Annotated in this window: 12 protein-coding genes; 4 read left to right on the top strand and 8 right to left on the bottom strand. The window is 46.7% G+C overall.

Annotated elements, in window-relative coordinates; translation table 11 throughout:
• Positions 1-177: 177 nt before the first annotated feature.
• The 8 genes from ACYCS5_RS20380 to melA all read right to left on the bottom strand — a co-directional run bounded on the left by ACYCS5_RS20380 (position 178) and on the right by melA (position 12834).
• Positions 178-942: a class I SAM-dependent methyltransferase gene (locus tag ACYCS5_RS20380; RefSeq protein WP_029516090.1), complete on the bottom strand. Its 765-nt coding sequence runs from the start codon at positions 940-942 to the stop codon at positions 178-180.
• 209 nt (positions 943-1151) lie between these two features.
• Positions 1152-3248 carry a DUF6449 domain-containing protein gene (locus ACYCS5_RS20375; RefSeq protein WP_029516089.1) on the bottom strand — a complete coding sequence of 699 codons (2097 nt, stop codon included), beginning with the start codon at positions 3246-3248 and terminating at the stop codon, positions 1152-1154.
• On the bottom strand, positions 3223-4125 hold the full coding sequence (locus ACYCS5_RS20370; protein WP_029516088.1) for an ABC transporter ATP-binding protein: 903 nt from the start codon (positions 4123-4125) through the stop codon (positions 3223-3225). The genes ACYCS5_RS20375 and ACYCS5_RS20370 overlap by 26 nt, the downstream gene beginning before the upstream one ends.
• Positions 4118-4507, bottom strand: coding sequence for a GntR family transcriptional regulator (locus ACYCS5_RS20365; protein ID WP_029516087.1), 390 nt, complete (start codon positions 4505-4507; stop codon positions 4118-4120). The genes ACYCS5_RS20370 and ACYCS5_RS20365 overlap by 8 nt, the downstream gene beginning before the upstream one ends.
• A gap of 163 nt (positions 4508-4670) precedes the next feature.
• Positions 4671-7346, bottom strand: a complete 2676-nt coding sequence (locus tag ACYCS5_RS20360) for a PAS domain S-box protein (protein ID WP_459760053.1) — start codon at positions 7344-7346, stop codon at positions 4671-4673.
• Positions 7347-7529: 183 nt separating this feature from the next.
• Complete coding sequence (locus ACYCS5_RS20355) at positions 7530-8465, bottom strand: nucleoside hydrolase (RefSeq protein WP_165144455.1); 936 nt, start codon at positions 8463-8465, stop codon at positions 7530-7532.
• 175 nt (positions 8466-8640) lie between these two features.
• On the bottom strand, positions 8641-10785 hold the full coding sequence (locus tag ACYCS5_RS20350; protein WP_165144453.1) for a glycoside hydrolase family 6 protein: 2145 nt from the start codon (positions 10783-10785) through the stop codon (positions 8641-8643).
• A 549-nt stretch (positions 10786-11334) separates the two neighbouring features.
• Positions 11335-12834 (bottom strand): alpha-glucosidase/alpha-galactosidase, encoded by a 1500-nt coding sequence (gene melA / locus ACYCS5_RS20345; RefSeq protein ID WP_340957554.1) that lies wholly within the window; start codon positions 12832-12834, stop codon positions 11335-11337.
• A 264-nt stretch (positions 12835-13098) separates the two neighbouring features.
• On the opposite strand from melA, the gene ACYCS5_RS20340 reads away from it, so the two are divergent.
• From ACYCS5_RS20340 to ACYCS5_RS20325, 4 genes are all read left to right on the top strand, one after another.
• Entirely contained in the window at positions 13099-13944 is an 846-nt protein-coding gene (locus tag ACYCS5_RS20340; protein WP_029516082.1) for a Cof-type HAD-IIB family hydrolase, read from the top strand.
• Between the two features lie 229 nt (positions 13945-14173).
• The gene (locus tag ACYCS5_RS20335; RefSeq protein ID WP_318627037.1) at positions 14174-15172 is read left to right on the top strand and encodes a substrate-binding domain-containing protein; all 999 of its coding nucleotides are present in this window, start codon (positions 14174-14176) and stop codon (positions 15170-15172) included.
• Positions 15169-16584 carry a sensor histidine kinase gene (locus ACYCS5_RS20330; protein ID WP_039269403.1) on the top strand — a complete coding sequence of 472 codons (1416 nt, stop codon included), beginning with the start codon at positions 15169-15171 and terminating at the stop codon, positions 16582-16584. The genes ACYCS5_RS20335 and ACYCS5_RS20330 overlap by 4 nt, the downstream gene beginning before the upstream one ends.
• A gap of 4 nt (positions 16585-16588) precedes the next feature.
• Positions 16589-17926 (top strand): AraC family transcriptional regulator, encoded by a 1338-nt coding sequence (locus tag ACYCS5_RS20325; RefSeq protein WP_459760052.1) that lies wholly within the window; start codon positions 16589-16591, stop codon positions 17924-17926.
• The last annotated feature ends 211 nt before the right edge of the window (positions 17927-18137 follow it).

The following is an 18137-nucleotide window of genomic DNA, read 5'->3' as shown; positions in this document are numbered from 1 at the left end:
ATTGAATGAAATGAGACAGAAGCCATTGCTTCTTCATTGTACAATTATGGTAAAGATTAGTATACGAGAGGAGGAAAAAAAAGCCTTATCCGATCTTCCCAGCGATGAATTACTCAAGCTGCGTATGGCAAAAAAGGCCTCCCCCACGGGAAAGGCCTTTTTGTCATCGAATCTTCTTTATATTGCTCTGGCATGGATCAAAAAACGGTGCTGCTTCACGTCCCAATAGCCATCACGTTTAATATCTAAATACAGACCATATAGCTGTTCTATATATTTCTCCGGCTGAAAGTCTGTAATCTGCCATTCGATTGCTTTTAAGTAATAGACAATCGCTCCAATATCGTAAAAGCGCTGTATCGGAAACTGTTCCTGCTGCTCTAAAATTTCGAAGCCATTGCTTTTCAAACCTGCAAGTGCTTGAGAAAGGGTCCAGTCCGCATACTCGTAATCAGGTGCTCCCAAACGGTCGTTGATGCCCGCACAATCTAGGCCCCCTACCTGTTGAGTCAAAAACGTCCCACCTGGTCGCAAAATACGCCGCACCTCCGTTGGCGAAAATGACTCATGCTTATTCAGCACGAGGTCGAACCCGGCATCGCCAAACGGAAGGGAATCGTCATCCTGTATAGCCATAACGCGCACACCCAGCGGCTCCAATCTTTCCTTGGCGATAGGAACATTCGGTGCATACGCTTCTGTCGCACATACGATCTCTGGAAAAGGGCGTAGCCGAGATAATAGCTCTCCCCCGCCTGTTCCCATATCCAGCATCGCCTTGGATGAATGAATAAACTTCATAGCCTTGCTGACATAAGACCATTCCAAGGGCTCGCTCGCCACACGTCCCGTATCCGAGATGAATGAAAAATCCCATCCGGAAAATGACTGCTTATAATTCTCCAAGAACTGTAGAAATTCACGATCTTCTGTATATTTCATATTATTTTTGCTCCTCCACCATTGAGCTGTACGTTATTGAACTCTTCTCTCTGTATGTTCTACGTTGTATCTCTCTGTACATCTATTTTATGTCAGCTCTAATGTGGAGGAGCTCTTGCCCGTCGGTGAGGTTGTTATATGTCGTGTCGGAACCATCCCATGTTTATCTACCTCCGTCCATATGCCATCCAAACCAGATGCTGTCCCACTTAAGGAACTGTCGGTAATGCCTTCGCAAGCTCCGGTGTCATATCGTTCGGAGTAAAATAGCAATAGCGTGTATGGGGGTCTGAACTAAATAAAGGTTTGATCTTGACCTGAACCAGGTAAGTGCCTTTCGCCATATTTGGAGTATAGCTATAGGGTCTGCGCTTTTCCAGTACAGTGCTCCAGAGCTTCGGATCTTCAATCGTTATTGCTTTATGCTTCTGTTGGATGCTTTTAAATAGCTTATAGTCTTCAATATACTGATTGGATTGATAAGGTTCAAGCTCTTCAGCAATAATAGGAACAGCCCGTATCGAAAAAATATCCTTGGAATCAATGATCACCTTATCCGCATAACCTTTTTGCTCTAGCCAACCTGTAAGCTTGTGATAGGAAGCCGGCCATTCAAATGAAAATTCACGATGCCAGCTCGGTTCGTTATTGATAGAGGATGACTCTTTATTTGTAATAGAAACACTCCCCAATGGATATTTCTCTGATTGCATCTCGCTATAGCTCATATTTAATACTTCTTCTCTGAGTATATCTTCAAATTCACGAGTTTCTTTTGGATTGGTTAAAACCACTCGTCTTTCACTATCATCTACGGATTGGATATTAATCGTCTCTGCTTTTCCTTGCAGCTTATCCAGCCTGTATCTTACCGTTTTATAAGGCTCTGCTTCCATAACTTTAGTCAGTTCTGTCCGGAAAGGCTTCTCCGGGAATGTATAGCGGCGAGTCATGGTGGAACCATCATCCAAACGGTAGACTATGAATGCCGATTCGACGGCCAGGTTTTTGGACAACATTTTCTCGCCAGCTGCATGTGCACGTACGAGTTCTCGATGTAAATTCAGCACAGAGGTGATATAGGCCCTGTCTTGGGAGTAATACGCTTCTTTTTCTGCATCTCCCCCTAGAGGCTCCTCTCGCCCGACATAAACTTTTTCTACGGAGTGTGCTGTTGGAATCCGCCCCTCATAACCCAACCAACCTGAAACCGGGATATATAGTACCAGCCCCATGATCACACCGTACACGACCATTTCCACTAAAGCACGAACACGCATAATTTGCCACGTCTTGCGAATGACCATCTCTACAACGATATAGCCTAAAATAGCTCCAAGTGCATACCCAAAAATCGACCAATTAGCTCCTCTTGTACCTGCATTATTAAAATAATCGCCTAGTATAAGCATGGCGCATAGTATGACTCCTGCCTTGAACAAAGGCTGTAAGAAAGGAAATGCTATGGCCTGAGTCGCCTTTTCGACCAAGCGTTTACGATACAAACCATAACTCAAGGCGACAAACAGCAGAGAGATACCTAAATAGGCAAGTAACTCCATGTAGGAAAAGGCGCACTGTGGCAAGTTGTCCATAATGCGTACAAACGGCGATAAGTTTTCCCAAACATTATTATTGCTGCGAAACTCCCCACCATTAATATATTGAACAACGGTTTCTCGCACCCGCACATATCCGTATAAATTACGTTCTAGAAAACGCCCTATCATCATGAATAGAAACTGAGGCAATAGCAGCAAAACATACACTACTACGGTCTGTAGCAACGATTGTCCCACACAAATCCCTACAAACACAGTAAAAGTAAACAAGAAAATCGTAAGGACGGACACGACCAAAGCCCACGATCCAACATCATTAATTTGAAAAATATAAGGCAGTTCGACTGACGTGTTAACCCAAGCAGTTACTCCCGCAGTCAGCCATACAGGTACAAGTAAAAGAATAAGACCGCTAATTAAATGTGACGTTAATAGATGCTCTCTACGCAAAGGTAGGCTGTGATACAAATCGGATGGCCCCTGTCGCTGAACAAAACGAAGCAGCATCACACCTGCCAGCACCGGTACAGTCATTAAAATCAATTTTTGCAATTCATTACCCGAGTTTGTACTATCGAACAAGCTTTTTAAAACCACTCGTGGTTGTTCATCACCAATGCTCATAAACAATGACAGCGGTACTGTAAACAGTAATCCCGCCAAGTACAGTAGACCGATCCAGCCATGCTGTCTCAGGCATTGGCGAATTACGCCGCCGCTACAGAAGAATCGGTTGGATGTCATAACCTGCGTCCTCCATTTCATAAATGAAAATTTCTTCAAGCGTCAACGGCAGCAAATCGAACACATGCGGCTCGTATGCTTCAATCGTCTCCGCAATCCGCTCTCGCTCACCCCGGATAATAAGCAGCAGAACACTGCCCCTTCGCTCCTTATGTACGACCGAAAGTTGGCTACAGACAGCTTCCTCATGCATGCTGTCCCGAAAAGCAACCTGCACCTTATGCGTATCGGATTTGAGGTCATCGACCTCTTTTTCCAATAGCATCCGACCTTGGTGCATAATGCCGACATGATCACACATGTCTTCAATCTCACGCAAATTATGAGATGAGATCACGACGGTCATCTCACGTGCAGCGGTTTCTTGGAACAAGAGATTTTTGATCATTCTACGCATCACTGGGTCCAGACCATCAATGGGTTCATCCAAAACCAGCAGCTCAGGCATGCAGCTCAAGGCAAGCAAAAAAGCGGCTTGGCGCTTCATCCCTTTGGAAAAACGGTGAAGTTTGCGCTTCGGGTCCAGCTTGAAAATATCCGTAAGCTGTGTGTAGCGTTCCTCACTCCAACTTGGATAAATGGAGCGGTAAAACCGGGCCATCTGACGAATTGTCGCTTGCGGGAAAAAATAAGGGGTATCCGGTAAAAACAGAATGTGCTGCTTGACTTCAGGCTGCTCATACACTGGCTGACCACCGATTAGCACCTTGCCAGTATCCGGTCGGTAAATTCCGGCAATGATTTTGAGCAAGGTCGTTTTCCCTGCCCCGTTCGAGCCCAGCAGTCCAAAAATGGAGCCCTTCTTTACCGTAAGGGCAAGCTGATCGACAGCCTTTTCTTCTGTAAATGTCTTTGTGACTTCCCTTAATTCAATCAAGGGACATCCCCCTTTCCTTTGTTTGCATAGCTTCCACGTATATGTCGTCCACTTCCTGCTGTGTAAAACCGAAATGGACAGCTTCGATCATCTGTTTTAACAATGCCACCCGAATCTCATCCCGCTTCATTTGTTGCGGCTGCTGCTGGGTAGGCGTGACAAAGCTGCCTTTGCCCTGAACGGAATAGATATATCCTTCGCGTTCCAGCTCGCGATACGCCTTCTGAATCGTATTCGGATTCACCGTAAGTTGAGCGGACAATGCCCGTACAGAAGGCAATTGCTCATCCGGCTGAAGCGATCCGTACATGATCATTTCCTTGACCTTCTCCATAAGCTGTTCGTAGATCGGCTTACGGCTGCGGATATCCAGCTCGAACACATGGACTTCCTCCTTTCAACACTGGCTCAAATTCATTTATACATGTTCAACTGTCCTAACTGTACTATTATTAATAGTACAGTTAGGACAGTTTGTCAATCTTTTCTTTGAACATTTCTTACAAAAATAGCCGTGATGCATCCTGCATCACGGCTATGTCTTTTTAGCCTTCCTTTGAATCATAAGGCTGATCACGGCATATATTGGCAAGCGTTTGCCCTTCCGGCAGTTTAAGATCCAGCTGGAACCGGAATGTTGCTCCTTTGGCCTCGTCGCTATCCACACCAATGGAACCTCCCATTAGCTTGACCAGGTTTTTGCAGATGGACAAGCCTAGGCCTGTCCCTCCATATTTTCGGTTCAGTGCCGGATGAAGCTGGGAAAAAGGCTGAAACAATAGATGTTGGCGGTCTGCTGGAATACCGATTCCAGTATCAGTAACACTGAACTCAATCAGGCATCTATTTTTACGACGGCTGTAAGCCTTTCTCTCCACAAAGATATTTACACGCCCTCGCTCCGTAAATTTGATCGCATTGCTCACCAAATTCACTAGTACCTGTCGAATACGCACATGATCACCGACCAGCATCCCCGGCATTTCCTGATCCACATGCCATTCCAGCTCAATGCCTTTTTCCATAGCCTGCGTCATGAATAGGTCAGCCACACTGCCGACCACGTCATCTAGCACAAAGGATTCGTGCAGCAAAGACATTTTACCAGCTTCGATTTTGCTCAAATCCAGTATCTCGTTCAATATCTGCATTAAAGCACCACTGCTACTGGTAATAATGTCTATATAGCTACGCTGCTCCTCATCCAATTCAGTATCTGCGAGTAACCCTGCCATACCTATAATGCCGTTCATCGGTGTACGGAGCTCATGACTCATCACAGAGAGAAACTCTGACTTGGCCCGATCGGCGCGTTCAGCAGACTCCTTGGCCCGAATGATCTCCTTTTCATTCGTCCTGTCTACAAAAACCATCACAGCCCCTTTTCGCTCGCCATTATCCATCAAAGGGCTGATTCGATAGGAGGCCAGAAAGCTGGACCCGCCTTTTTTCCAAAATACTGCTTCCTCTGCCTGATAAGAGGCTCCACTTCGAATCGCTTGAAGAATAGAGGACTGTTCGTCCGGAAAATGACTGCCAATTTCGTCAGCATGGCGGATCATGTCTATGCATGCGCCATTCAGCGGTTTGGCCGATCCTACGCCGAACATCTCGACAGCTGCCGGGTTCATAAAGCGGACATGTCCTTCGTTACTTAAACCCACAATCCCTTCGGATACGGCATTTAAAATAAGCGAATGCTCATTACTGAGTTTTTCAATTTGAGCAATGTAGCTTTTGAGAGGGGTAACATTTTCTATAATCCCGTAGCAGCCTACAATTTCATCTTGTACGAAAATCGGAATATTCGTCATCTTGATGAATAGACGCTCCCCCTCCTTATGTATAAATTCCGATTCATAGGTTTGCGTCTCACCCTGCTGGGCCAGCTCCATGTGATGCTTGATTTTGTCCTGTTCCTCAGAGGAAGCCATGATAAGTATGTCAGCTCCAAGCAACTCATCCCTCGTATACCCCGTAAGCTCCTCCAAACTCGGATTCACGCTCAAGATATTCCCTTCCATATTCACGGCGCATATCCCGAGTGGATTATGCTGAAATAGTGACTTATAGCGGTTTTCACTTTCACGCAGACGTTGCTCCATTTCCCGGTGCTCTGTAACATCCTGAATCATCCCGACTATTTGAACAGGCATGCCTGCATGCTCGTCCATTTCAGCTTCCCAGATTGAACGCAGTACCTTTTGTTCCCCATTCGGCAATACAATTCGGTAAAAGGTCTCTTCGTGTATTCCCTTCAATATAACGTTGGTGATAATCTGTTTCATGCGCTCTGTATCTTCTGGATGAACAGCCGCCATGAACGCGTCAATACTTGTTTCAACTGGCTTGACACAATAGCCAAATATGCTGCGAAATTCCTTGGAAAAATGCATAACATTGTTGACCAGATCCCAGTCCCATGAGCCGAACATCGCCAACTGTTGAGCTTTTGCCAGGTTCTCCTCGCTCTTCTGGCGCTCTGTGATATTTCGTCCGATGGATAGAACTCGCTTGATTCTGCCCCGTTCATCCCGAATAATGCGGTACGATACTTCCAGCCACAAATAGTGCCCGTCCTTATGACGAACACGCCGCTTCATGATGCCTGTTTCCTTGAACATTCCATGTACACGCATGTAATCGGCATCTTCGACATGGTAAAATTGCAATCGTTTTTTCCCAAGCATCTCCTGTTTCGTATAGCCTAGGAGTTTTTCCACCGAAGGAGAGATATATTGGAGTATGCCGTCCGCCGTGCTATATGAGATAACATCCGGCGTATTTTCGGTAATCAGCATGTACAGATCCTCATTGTCCGAAAGCACCTGCTCCATGTCCTTTTTCTCCGTGATATCCATTGCATACGCAATCAAATATGATTGCTCGGTAGCCTCATCATCAAATATGGTTAATTCCAGCGATAGCCAGACGGATGTTCCCCGTTTATGTTTCAAACGTAGCTCTGTCTTATAGACTTGATCCGTAGCCTGTAGCCAACCTGCGTAAGCCTCCCTCAACCCTCGCTGATCCTGAGCCTCTTTATACAAGAGATGGTAATATCGGATATCCAGTAATTCCTCCTGCTCATATCCGACCATTTTGCAAAAGGCGGGATTGACGTACAGGCACTTCCCTTCCCTCGACAAAATCACGATTCCTGTCGGGGCATGATTATACATATGTTCCAGCAAAGGTAGTCGTCGAGCAGCAGAAAACACAATCAATCTCCTCCTTTGTAGTCTGGCAGTTTTATCCAATTGCACATATTATACCATGACGTGGGATTTTTATAGCGGTGAGTCCACCTCTAGATGAAAGCCCTTAAACATGTATGCACAAAAGATTGCCGATGCAGATTCATCGGCAATCTTTGAATTATTTTTTTATACCACCCGGCTAATTTATACCACCCGGCTAAGAAAATGACGCAAAAATCGCTCCGCATCGACTTCAAGTGCCACATCAACCGTAGTCAGTGCTTGAGCTTCGTTCTCATTTTGCATCTCACGGGTGCGACCAACCTCGGTGGAATCGCCCACCTCGACGGCAATGTGCATTGGACGCGTCTCCACAAAACTGGAGTCAATAGCCAACCCTACGGCTAAAGGGTCATGCAAAGCACAGCCTGCAATGCCAGGTCTGAAATTGCGATAGGCTTCCATATAAAAGTCTGTCATATCTGCCATAAACGCGCCCAGCTCGGTCCCTTGCTCACGCCATTTGTCCACATCCTGCTGGGGAAGCAGTGTCTGCATCGTGACGTCCAGCCCGACGAGCGTAAGCGAAAAGCCCGCTCCCAGCACATAGGCTGCGGCTTCTGGATCGGCGTAAATATTCGCTTCAGCCGTTGGAGTTACATTCCCTTTCACTGTGACCGCGCCGCCCATGATGATCAGGCGCTCAAGCAATTGGGGCAATTCGGGACAGCGATCCAATGCAATCGCAAGATTGGTCAGCGGTCCCACAGCTACCAGGGTAAGTTTGCCCTCATAGCGACGAGCCTGTCCGATTATAAAATCAGCGGCATCCCCAGACGCAGCCTGACGGGAGGGCGCTCCTTTCAACTGATTGCCAATACCGTCTTCACCGTGAATATGCCGAGAATAAGGTTTGAACAGCTCCCGAGCATACGGCTTGTGAGCCCCAGACACGACCGGAGCCTCTACCCCTAGTTTTTCCAGCAGAATCAGTGAGTTACGTGTTGCCTCCTCCACCGAGATATTGCCAAAGGTGGTTGTAATACCGAGTAGCTCCAATTCCGGCGAATGGACCGCGTACGCAATAGCAAGCGCGTCGTCAATGCCCGTATCTACATCTAAGATTAACTTTTTGCTCATGATGACCCTCCACAGTAGAAACAGCATTCTTTTTTTCATTATACACAATTTCAATGCTTATTCCCTTGGTCATCAAATTCTTTATTCGAAGACGTAAAAGAAGGCTACGACAGTTATGCCGTAGCCTTCTTTTACTACTTTTCAATCACTCAAGGGCACATGTTCTGGCCAAATCCTAAGGTTCGATTCCCCACACCAGCTTATCATTGTGGAACAACGTTACTTTGTTCCATTCTGCATAAGAGGTTTTAGTTGGATCAAAGGAATAATCATTGGATTCGTTCAGGTTAGACCAGTCGCTATTGTTCATGCGGATCTGAATATCACCTGTTTGCGCTCCAGCAGCAAGCGTGCCGGCAGCAGCACTGAAACCAATTTCAATATAGTTGTCTGTAATGGTACGCAGCACGTTATCATTGCCTACTTGCGCATAGTCTACTACGGATTGCAGCTCTTGGCTGCCATCCTTCGTAAAATAGTAACGTATTTTCAGCTCACTCAGCTTCACGGGTGTTGTGCCTTTATTTTTCAGGTTAAGGAAAGGCTTAACTGCGTTATTCGCTGGGTCGGTGTCCCCGGCCCGGTACATTACAACCAGATCACCCGCTGGTTCTGTTGGATCAGTCGGTGTACCTTTAGGTTCAGCACTTACCGTTGCAGAATCCTTACTTGTTCCTTTCGCATTCGTAGCACTTACAACATAGAAGTAAGTTGTTCCGTTCGTCAGTCCCTTATCTGTGTACTCTCTTTCTGTTACAAGAGGGGCAACGGCTGTAAAAGGACCTGCTTCGCTAGTGGCACGTTTTACCGTGTAGCTATCGGCACCAGTAGACGCACTCCAAGTCAGCGTCACTTGAGCATTACCAGCTACGGCCTTTAAGCCAGACGGTACAGCTGGAGCTGTAGGCGCTGGGTCCACACCACCAGTGGAAGGCACGATTGCAGGGTACGCATTTTGTACCAGCATCACAAACTGATCATGGAACCAAGCTCCTGAAATAGGTGCATTCGGCAAAGCATCTGTTAATGTGCCATCCTTGGTTGTATAGGTAGGATCACACATACGGTCAAAGCCTTTACCCTCATCGTTCGGAATGAGTGAGCTGGAACCATCGGAATCACCCGGAGGTTTCGCCCAGACATAGGCATCGATATGGCCAGCTGGAGCCGTTTGTGGCGGCGTTCCCATACCTGCTCCGCTGCTATTACACCAGTTACCACGGTGCGAACGTTTGTCCACACGACCTGAGTTTACATAGGAGTTAATATCATTGCCGACTGCGGAAGTCGGACGGTTAGGTCCTCCCCATCCATTACGGCCGGTATCAATTAACATGCCGAGCGAGCTTGGCCAGCCTGCATTGACAAAATCTCTATGCAAGGACTCAGCGAAATCCGATTCATCGAAATTAGGATTCCATTCGTAGAATTTGGATGATTTGATCGGCTGCCCGCCAATATTCAGGTTGGGATCAGGCAGATTCGGTTCTGTCAACGGTGAAGTATTGGCTGTATTCGTGATAAAGCCATCCACACTGGACAAACCTTTGCTAGTATCTTTGAAGATAGTTGTAAACAGAGATACCGTTGCTGTACGGTTGTTATCCCAACCTAACCAACCAGAGTGACCGATATCCACGTATTTGTACACATTCGGAATCTCGTTCAGCTTATTCATTGTGTATTTAACGCCAGCCTCATAAATTCCTGTAGATTTGGCTTGTCCACATTGGGGAGTATCCAGATTGGTTACCAGATTTGGCAAACTGTCCGGTTCAATGATCGCTACGATGCGAATATCCTTATATTTGGGATTCGCAAAAATAGAAGCGATTTTGTCAATATAATCCTTTTTGTACGTTTCCAGACCTGCCTGAGTCAACGGCAATTCACCATTGGAAGCCAAGGCATGACAATCTCGTCCGGGCAGATCATACACAATGAATTCCGCCGTAATCGGCATGTTGCCTTTCTTTTGCGCCAATACTTGGTCCAAATGCGCTTCCAGGCCAAGCTTGCCTCCACCGCCGTTAATAGCAGCGATACGATCAAGCCATACGGCTGTCGGGAACGTTTTGACCGTTTGCATTTTTGCCTTCAGGTTCGCATCTGTAATCTTGGCAATCGATGTGTCGACACTAGCCGCATAATCAGGGTTAACATATTTTGTCGCTCCTTGGTAAGGATTATCGACATGGGATTCTGCATGTATTTTATCCGTAAATCCTGCACCTGGTAGAAAGCTGCTTGCGACGAGTGATAGCGCAAAAGCATACTTCATTCCTTTACGAAGCACTTGCTTTGTTTTCAATTGCTTCACCTATCTTTCCGTGGATTTTGTTGAATCTTCCTATGTCGGCACCTGATTGTTACATGATTAATTGTGAGTTACGCCTACTCTACTCTCTCCAAAAAAAGTGGCGTTCATAGTTGCGAAAGGTAAGCGCTTTCTATTTGTGCATGCGCTCACATTTTCCCCTTTTTGTCACCTCCTATGTTAGATTATAGTGAGCTGGAAATCTGCTGTAAATTGAATAAATTAAGGACTACATTATTAATTAGGCATATGAATTGCCACCCTAGTGGTTCATCACGGCCCCTCTTTTTCTGAAGTCGGTTTCTTCATTTGTTGAACATCCCTGCTATAACAAGCTTTCGGGAGATTTAGGATCGACGGCAAAAGAGCAAATTCATAAAAAGCAAGACCGTATTCTTTAATTTCCGTCAGCCTAAATCGACAATGATAAACTCCAGAACGCCAACTATGCCAAATCGTTATATCTATCGACAGCAAAAGGGTGTTTTCAGGCCCTCATGACCGTGAAAACACCCTTTTATTGTTGTGAAGTCAATCTCTGCCCTTGTTGTTCTACACTTTTTCGCGATCCTTGCCCTTGTCGGATTGTCCTGCATTTTTATTGGCGGCATCCCGATCCAGTTGCATTTCTTCAACCGTCTTCACCTTAAGTCGTGCTGCTCCCTCATAAGGCCGGGTTGGAATCAGATCGCCTGCAGCCAAACGTTGGCGCGCCTCGGCAATCGCTGCTCCGTATTGCGGCAGCCATGCTTCCTGTGCCACTAGCATCTCATCGACCATCTGCCAAATTTCTTTGGGATTACACACCGCGCCCACTAACGGGTCCATCATAAACGCTTGCCGAAGTAGCATGTCGTCACCATGTACAGCTGCTTCGACAGCCAAACGCTGGACGGAAATACTTACATTGCAGACGGCAGCAGGACCGAGCGGAAGGTCTCCTACATGTGGCATGGAGATACCATTCCGATCCACATATCCAGGCGCTTCAATAATCGCATCGTCCGGCAAATTGGAAATCACACCGTTATTAACGACATTAAAATGCCCCCGGTATACACGTCCGGTTTCCAGACCTTCGATAATGTATGAACCATGCTCTTCACCGCGATTTTCCGCCTTGTACTCCAATGGCTCTTCTTTCATCCAGTTAGGGAAATCTGTTTCAAACCAATTACGTCCTTCTGTACATACACGCAGATAGCCGCCTGTTTCTCCGTTGATCCAGCTGCCTAGATCAATCCAGTCCATAATTTCATTCGGACGCTTCCGGTACCAAGGTACATATTCACTTAGATGACCATTCGACTCTGTGCTGTAATAGCCAAAACGGCGAAGCATGTCGATGCGCACCTTTTCGGTACGGCTATATTCGGGATGTTTTTCAAAAGCCTCCAGCAGCCCGGCTGTCAGATCCTTGCCTTCATGTGACGCCTGAATGTACCACGTCTGGTGATTGATTCCGGCGCACACAATGTCCACATCCTGCTTCTCCAGACCATACACCTCGGCAATTTGGTGATGCCCATGCTGTACGCCGTGACATAGACCGATTGTACGCACACCGCTGTATTTATTACAGGCCCACGTCATCATTGCCATGGGGTTCGAGTAGTTCAGCAGCAATACATCCGGTGCACTTAGCTCGCGGATATCCTTGCAGATGGCCAGCATTTCAGCAATACCACGCTGACCGTACATAATCCCTCCTGCACACAGTGTATCGCCCACGCATTGATCCACGCCATATTTCAGTGGAATATCCACATCGGTTGCAAAGCCCTCCAGCCCGCCAACCCGGATCGTACAAATGACGTATTTGGCATCCTTTAAAGCTATCTTACGGTCCGTAGAGGACTGTATTTGTATGGACAAACCATTCTCGCGAATATCCCGCTGGCACAGCTCAGTAACCATATCCAGATTGTGCTGACTGATATCCGTAAAAGCCACTTCAATATCATTAAATTCCGGCACCGATAACAGATCTCGCAAAATTCCACGGGTAAAACCGATGCTTCCTGCTCCAATAAAAGCTACTTTAAATGACACGGCATTCAACCTCCGGTAATTAGAATGGGTATATACCGTCATTGTAGCAATAGGCCTGTGGAAAGCGTTATCAAAATCATGACCAGTTTCGTATTTAGGTGTCAAAAATCCTAACTTTCGCGTGATCAGAGGGTTTCCCATTTCCATTTTGATCCATCCCACTTCTCTCTTTCTATCTAGTGTTTTTTCAGTTCAATATGTACTTTAAGTGCGGTAAATGTAGTAACATAAAAGAAAACATTGGAGAGCAAGGAGCAGCCTAAGATGAACAAAAAGATTATCTTTTTAGATATAGATGGAACGCTAGTGAATGATGATGGTATGATTCCCGAATCTGCAAAAACAGCATGTATCGAAGCGAGAAAGAACGGACATCTGATTTATTTATGCACTGGCCGATCCAAAGCGGAGATTTATGATTTTATCATGGAGGTCGGTTTTGACGGGATCATCGGAGCTGGCGGGGGCTTTGTAGAAATCGAAGGCGAGATGTTATATCACCACAAAGTATCGGATGAAGATGTTAGACATATGGTCGATTACTTTGATGAACATGATTTGGACTTTTATTTGGAATCGAACGGGGGACTGTTTGCGAGTAAAAACTTTCTGCCCCATGTGGAACGGCTTATCTATGGAGATGTGGACAATGATCCCGTAGCCAGAGAAAAAAAAGAACAACGCCCGCATCCTTTTATCACCGGCCTAACTATAGGAGAGGACAACCTGTACCGTAGTGACGTGAACAAAGCATGTTTTTTGGAAAATAAAAATGTTCCTTTTGAACAAATCAAAAAGGAATTCGCAGGGAAATTTGAGGTTATTCAATGTACTGTATCTGCTTTCGGGCAAGACAGTGGTGAGCTAATGGTTCCCGGTATTCATAAAGCCGTAGCTATTGAAAAGCTTATTGAGCATTTGGGAAGATCCCAAGAAGACACCATTGCTATCGGAGACGGGATGAACGATGCTGAAATGATTGAATATTGTGCCCTAGGAATTGCCATGGGAAATGCCAAACCGGACCTCAAAGCCATTGCAGATGACATTACGGATGCTGTGGATGAAGATGGACTGTTTCACAGCTTTAAAAAGCATGGTCTGATTTAGTGAGGTTATTTTTATATACTTAAGCCCCTGCAGCAGTTTCTGGACTTAAAAATGTCCTAATCCTACTGGTAGGGGCCTATCTCCAATGCTATCTTTCCACGGAATTCATTTAGTGCCTGCTCGACTTCCATCTCCTCAATAATCGCGCTTATGCTGGCGATAGCTGCCTACGCTTCTTTGGTTACTGTATAATGAGTTAAGTCTCTAAATATTTACAAAGGAGCAAGACATGTCAAACCGTAAATGGACATTTATCCTTATCCCAGTCTTCCTGCTATTTGCCTGGCTGCTCTTTCAGTTCACTCTGTCTTCCTTTCAAATCCACCAATTTGCAGAACAATTGAAGACGGTTTCACCAAACGACGGGGGTTCCGATACAAAAGTGGTATTGATATCGCAAGAGCTAGACAATTATTACTGGCGGTCCATTGAACAAGGAGCCCGAAAAGAAGCGGAACAGTACGGTATGCGGCTCGATTATATCGGTCCAGACCGCATTAATCCGTCCGAGCAGATCAAACTGCTGGATAAAGCGATCGCTGCCAAGGCGGATGCAATTCTGGTTCAAGGGATAAATGATCCGGAGTATCGACGATTAATCGACAAAGCAGCCGGACTTGGCATACCTGTCATCGCGATCGATACGGACGAACCGGACTCCCGAAGGCTGGCTTACGTCGGAACGGATAACGAAGGAGCAGGAAAACAGATGGGCGCGCTGTTAGCGAAAGCCTCTGGAGAGCGTGGCGACATTGGAGTTATGATCAGTAGCGAGCACGTCGAGAATCAGCGACTTAGGCTTGCCGGATTTCGCTCCGTGATCAGCCGCTATCCCAATCTCCACATTGTGGAGATTCGCTCCTCAAATATTTCACGGCTTCAGGCAGCCCAGCAAGCCCAAAACATGCTCACCCGGTATCCGCAGATCCGCTACATGGTCGGATTCAGTGCGCTGGACGGCCTTGGCATTCTGGAAGCCTCGGAGCGGCGCGGCGCGCGGAATTTGCAGATTTTTGCTTTTGACGATATGGCTGAGACGTTGAAAGCAATCAAAGATCGCAAAATCGAACTGACCCTTGTTCAACAGCCAGAGGAAATGGGGGCTAAGGCCATAAAATTGCTGAATGATTATCTAAAGGGGAATGATCCCCAGCAACTAACATACACCAGGATATATGAAGTGCATGCGGACACTCCCGACAACATGTCCGGAGATGACAGACGATGACGATCAGAACGAAGCTGCTTCTGTTCATCCCTCTTCTAGTTGTGTTCGCCAATATCATCGCTTATTTTGTATTCCAAAGCGGAAAGGTCGTACAACAGAGCTACGATGAAATGCTTGGCCGCATTCTCCTCATCGAGCAAACCTCCGAATCGGCGGAGAGCAACTTAAAGCTCCTATATGCCTATCTGCTTAATCCAAGGGACGATAAGGCTATGCAGGGTCCGACAGAATACCAATTAATGCAGTTGAAAGGCAAAATCCAAGAAGTCTCCGACTCGACCGACCCTTCCTTCGCCGAGGAGGACTACGTGAATTTGTTGACCACATTTCTTGAACAGAAACAAGCCGCAGTTCTGGATGCAAATACACAAGATCCTCAATCGGCTTTTGAACATTATATTGAAGCGGAGAAAACCGTCAGCTATATTCATGAGGAGGGACAGCGACTGATCGATGCTGAACTGGCCTATTACCGGCCGATCATCGAGAACATTCGGAACAAAAATGAGCGAATGAACGTTTTAGGAGTGGCATTGTTCGGCATGAACGCGCTGATGGGGGTTTTGCTTGCAATCTGGATCTCGCGCAGCATTACTGGCCCTGTCGGCAGACTTGTTGGACTGGCAAAGCGAATCGCTACAGGTGATCTGAATATCAAGCCCCCACCGCGACGGGATGACGAGCTAGGCGTACTGTCGGACGCCATTTCGCAAATGTCCGCCGATTTGAGCATCCTCATTGAGAAGGATAAACAGAGTCTGGAAATGCGGCGGCTTGTGAAGGAACTGGAGCTTCTGGCTCTGCAAAATCAAATTAACCCGCATTTTTTATTCAATACCTTAAATGTGCTCTCCAAGCTGGCGATCCTGGAAGGGGCGGAGAAAACCAGCGACCTGATCGTCTCGCTGTCCAATCTACTACGGTACAGCCTGCAGAAGCTGGACAAACCCGTAACACTTCAGGAGGAACTGGATCATATTCGCGAATACGTAACCATCCAGCAGGCACGCTTTCGGGACAGAATTCTCTTTAATCTTCACTTTGACGCTTCCGTTCTTCAGCAGCAAATTCCGGCCTTGACGATCCAGCCATTTATTGAAAACGCTTTTCTTCATGGTGTGGCAGATATGGAGGACGGAGCCATTATCACGTTGACGTTGTCGCGAGCGAACGAGGATGTACAAATTGAAATCTCAGACAACGGAAAGGGTATGACGGAGGAAACCCGACTGTCCGTGCTCCGTCTTGAAGGCAAAGTCGAAAGTGACAGTTCAACAGGACTTGGAATGCAAAATGTGTTTAGGCGGCTGCAGTTGTTCTACGGAAAAGAAGGAATGGTTGAAATCAGTAGCAGTACCGGACGAGGTACTACCATAACCATACGAATTCCAGTCAAGAAGGAGAGTGAGTAGACTGATGTATCGGTTGTTAATCGCGGATGACGAGGCTTTAGAGAGAGAAGGACTGGAATTGACAGTGGAACGGGCGATGCCGGGGATATTCCGGTTTATTCATGCCGGCAACGGTCGCATGGCGATTGAATGTGCGGAAGAGCACCGCCCCCATATTGCGATTCTGGATATCAATATGCCCGGAATCGACGGGCTTGCAGCGCTTCGTGAATTAAAGGAGCGGCTTCCCGATACCCGATTCGTGCTCGTCACTGCCTACGATTATTTTGCCTATGCCCAGAAGGCGCTCTCTTTGGGCGTAAAAGAATATATTCTGAAGCCGGCGAAGCGAGAACTGATCATCGGCACACTGAAACGACTGATTGAAGAAATTGAGTGCGAGAAGCGAGCACGTACGGAAGAATTGGAGCTTAGGCACAAAATCTCACAGCTGATGCCGCTCGCAGAAAATGAGCTGGCTTTAATGCTTATGGTCGACCAGACAGTGGATTCGAGCGCTTCCCAGCTATCAGAATGGCTGGACTTTCCTCTTGATCAGGGAAGCGCCATCATTGCCGCCTTTGACGGATATACGGACGAGCAGGATAAAAAGAAAATTTACGATCATTTCCGAAGCTATGTAAAAACACATGGCCCGAATGCCATTGTAAGCTCCCTGATCGACCATCATGTAGCCACTTTTTTATGCAAGCCGCCTGCCACCAGCGAAAACGACTGGCGCCAGTTGGTTAAACACCTCGTTCAGCAGCTCTCCGAGCTTGCCCACCAGCAACTTGGCATTAAGACGGCCATTGGAATCGGATCGCTGCATAGCGGCGAGGAAGGACTTCGCAAGTCCTATTTCGAAGCCGTTTTTGCCTCCACCCTACGCAAGCGGGATGGAGGTTACTGTCACTTTGACGAACTGAAGTCGTCAGAGGCTGGAAACGCTTCTGTGCTTGCCGTCAAAGCGGAGAATGGAATGCTTCAGCAGACGTACGTCATGTCAGCACTGCAACGGATACGCGAACAGCGGGAGGTTCAAACACTGACTATGCTGGGCAGAGCGAAAATGTATATCGAGGAACGATTCAACGATGAGCTTTCGCTGGAAGAAGTGGCTGATTTTGTCCATTTGAATCCCCACTACTTCAGTAAAATTTTCAAACAGGAATACGGAGAGACGTTCATCGACTTCGTAACCCGGCTACGGATTGATAAAGCTATTTCTCTGATCAAGGAGGGTAACCTTGCTCTGAAGGAAATCAGCTTTGAAGTGGGTTATAAGGACCCAAACTATTTTAGCCGTGTCTTTAAGAAGATAACGGGCGTTCCTCCCACTGAGTTCAAAGGCCAAAAATAGTAGAAATTCATCCATGCCGGCCATCGGCATGGATTTTTTTAAGCTCGAATGACAAGGTAATGCTAGATTTAGCCCCTCCGTCTCCAATTCGGGAACCGAAGCCAAAATCGTGCGTGAAAAGGTCCGTTTATTGAAGACGATAACCGGCCTTTCTTTTATAAGCGCATGTTATACTTCTCCTCGAAGAACGGAATGAGGTTTTAGGAATCTG

The organism is Paenibacillus sp. SEL3, assembly GCF_054602585.1.
The sequence above is the reverse complement of the archived record's forward strand: the minus strand, read 5'-3'. Positions and strand labels throughout refer to the sequence as shown.

Coding starts and splice junctions, on each gene's coding strand:
- ACYCS5_RS20380 (WP_029516090.1), bottom strand. CDS start 942: ATGAAATATACAGAAGATCGTGAATTTCTACAGTTCTTGGAGAATTAT.
- ACYCS5_RS20375 (WP_029516089.1), bottom strand. CDS start 3,248: ATGACATCCAACCGATTCTTCTGTAGCGGCGGCGTAATTCGCCAATGC.
- ACYCS5_RS20355 (WP_165144455.1), bottom strand. CDS start 8,465: ATGAGCAAAAAGTTAATCTTAGATGTAGATACGGGCATTGACGACGCG.
- ACYCS5_RS20340 (WP_029516082.1), top strand. CDS start 13,099: ATGAACAAAAAGATTATCTTTTTAGATATAGATGGAACGCTAGTGAAT.
- ACYCS5_RS20335 (WP_318627037.1), top strand. CDS start 14,174: ATGTCAAACCGTAAATGGACATTTATCCTTATCCCAGTCTTCCTGCTA.
- ACYCS5_RS20330 (WP_039269403.1), top strand. CDS start 15,169: ATGACGATCAGAACGAAGCTGCTTCTGTTCATCCCTCTTCTAGTTGTG.
- ACYCS5_RS20325 (WP_459760052.1), top strand. CDS start 16,589: ATGTATCGGTTGTTAATCGCGGATGACGAGGCTTTAGAGAGAGAAGGA.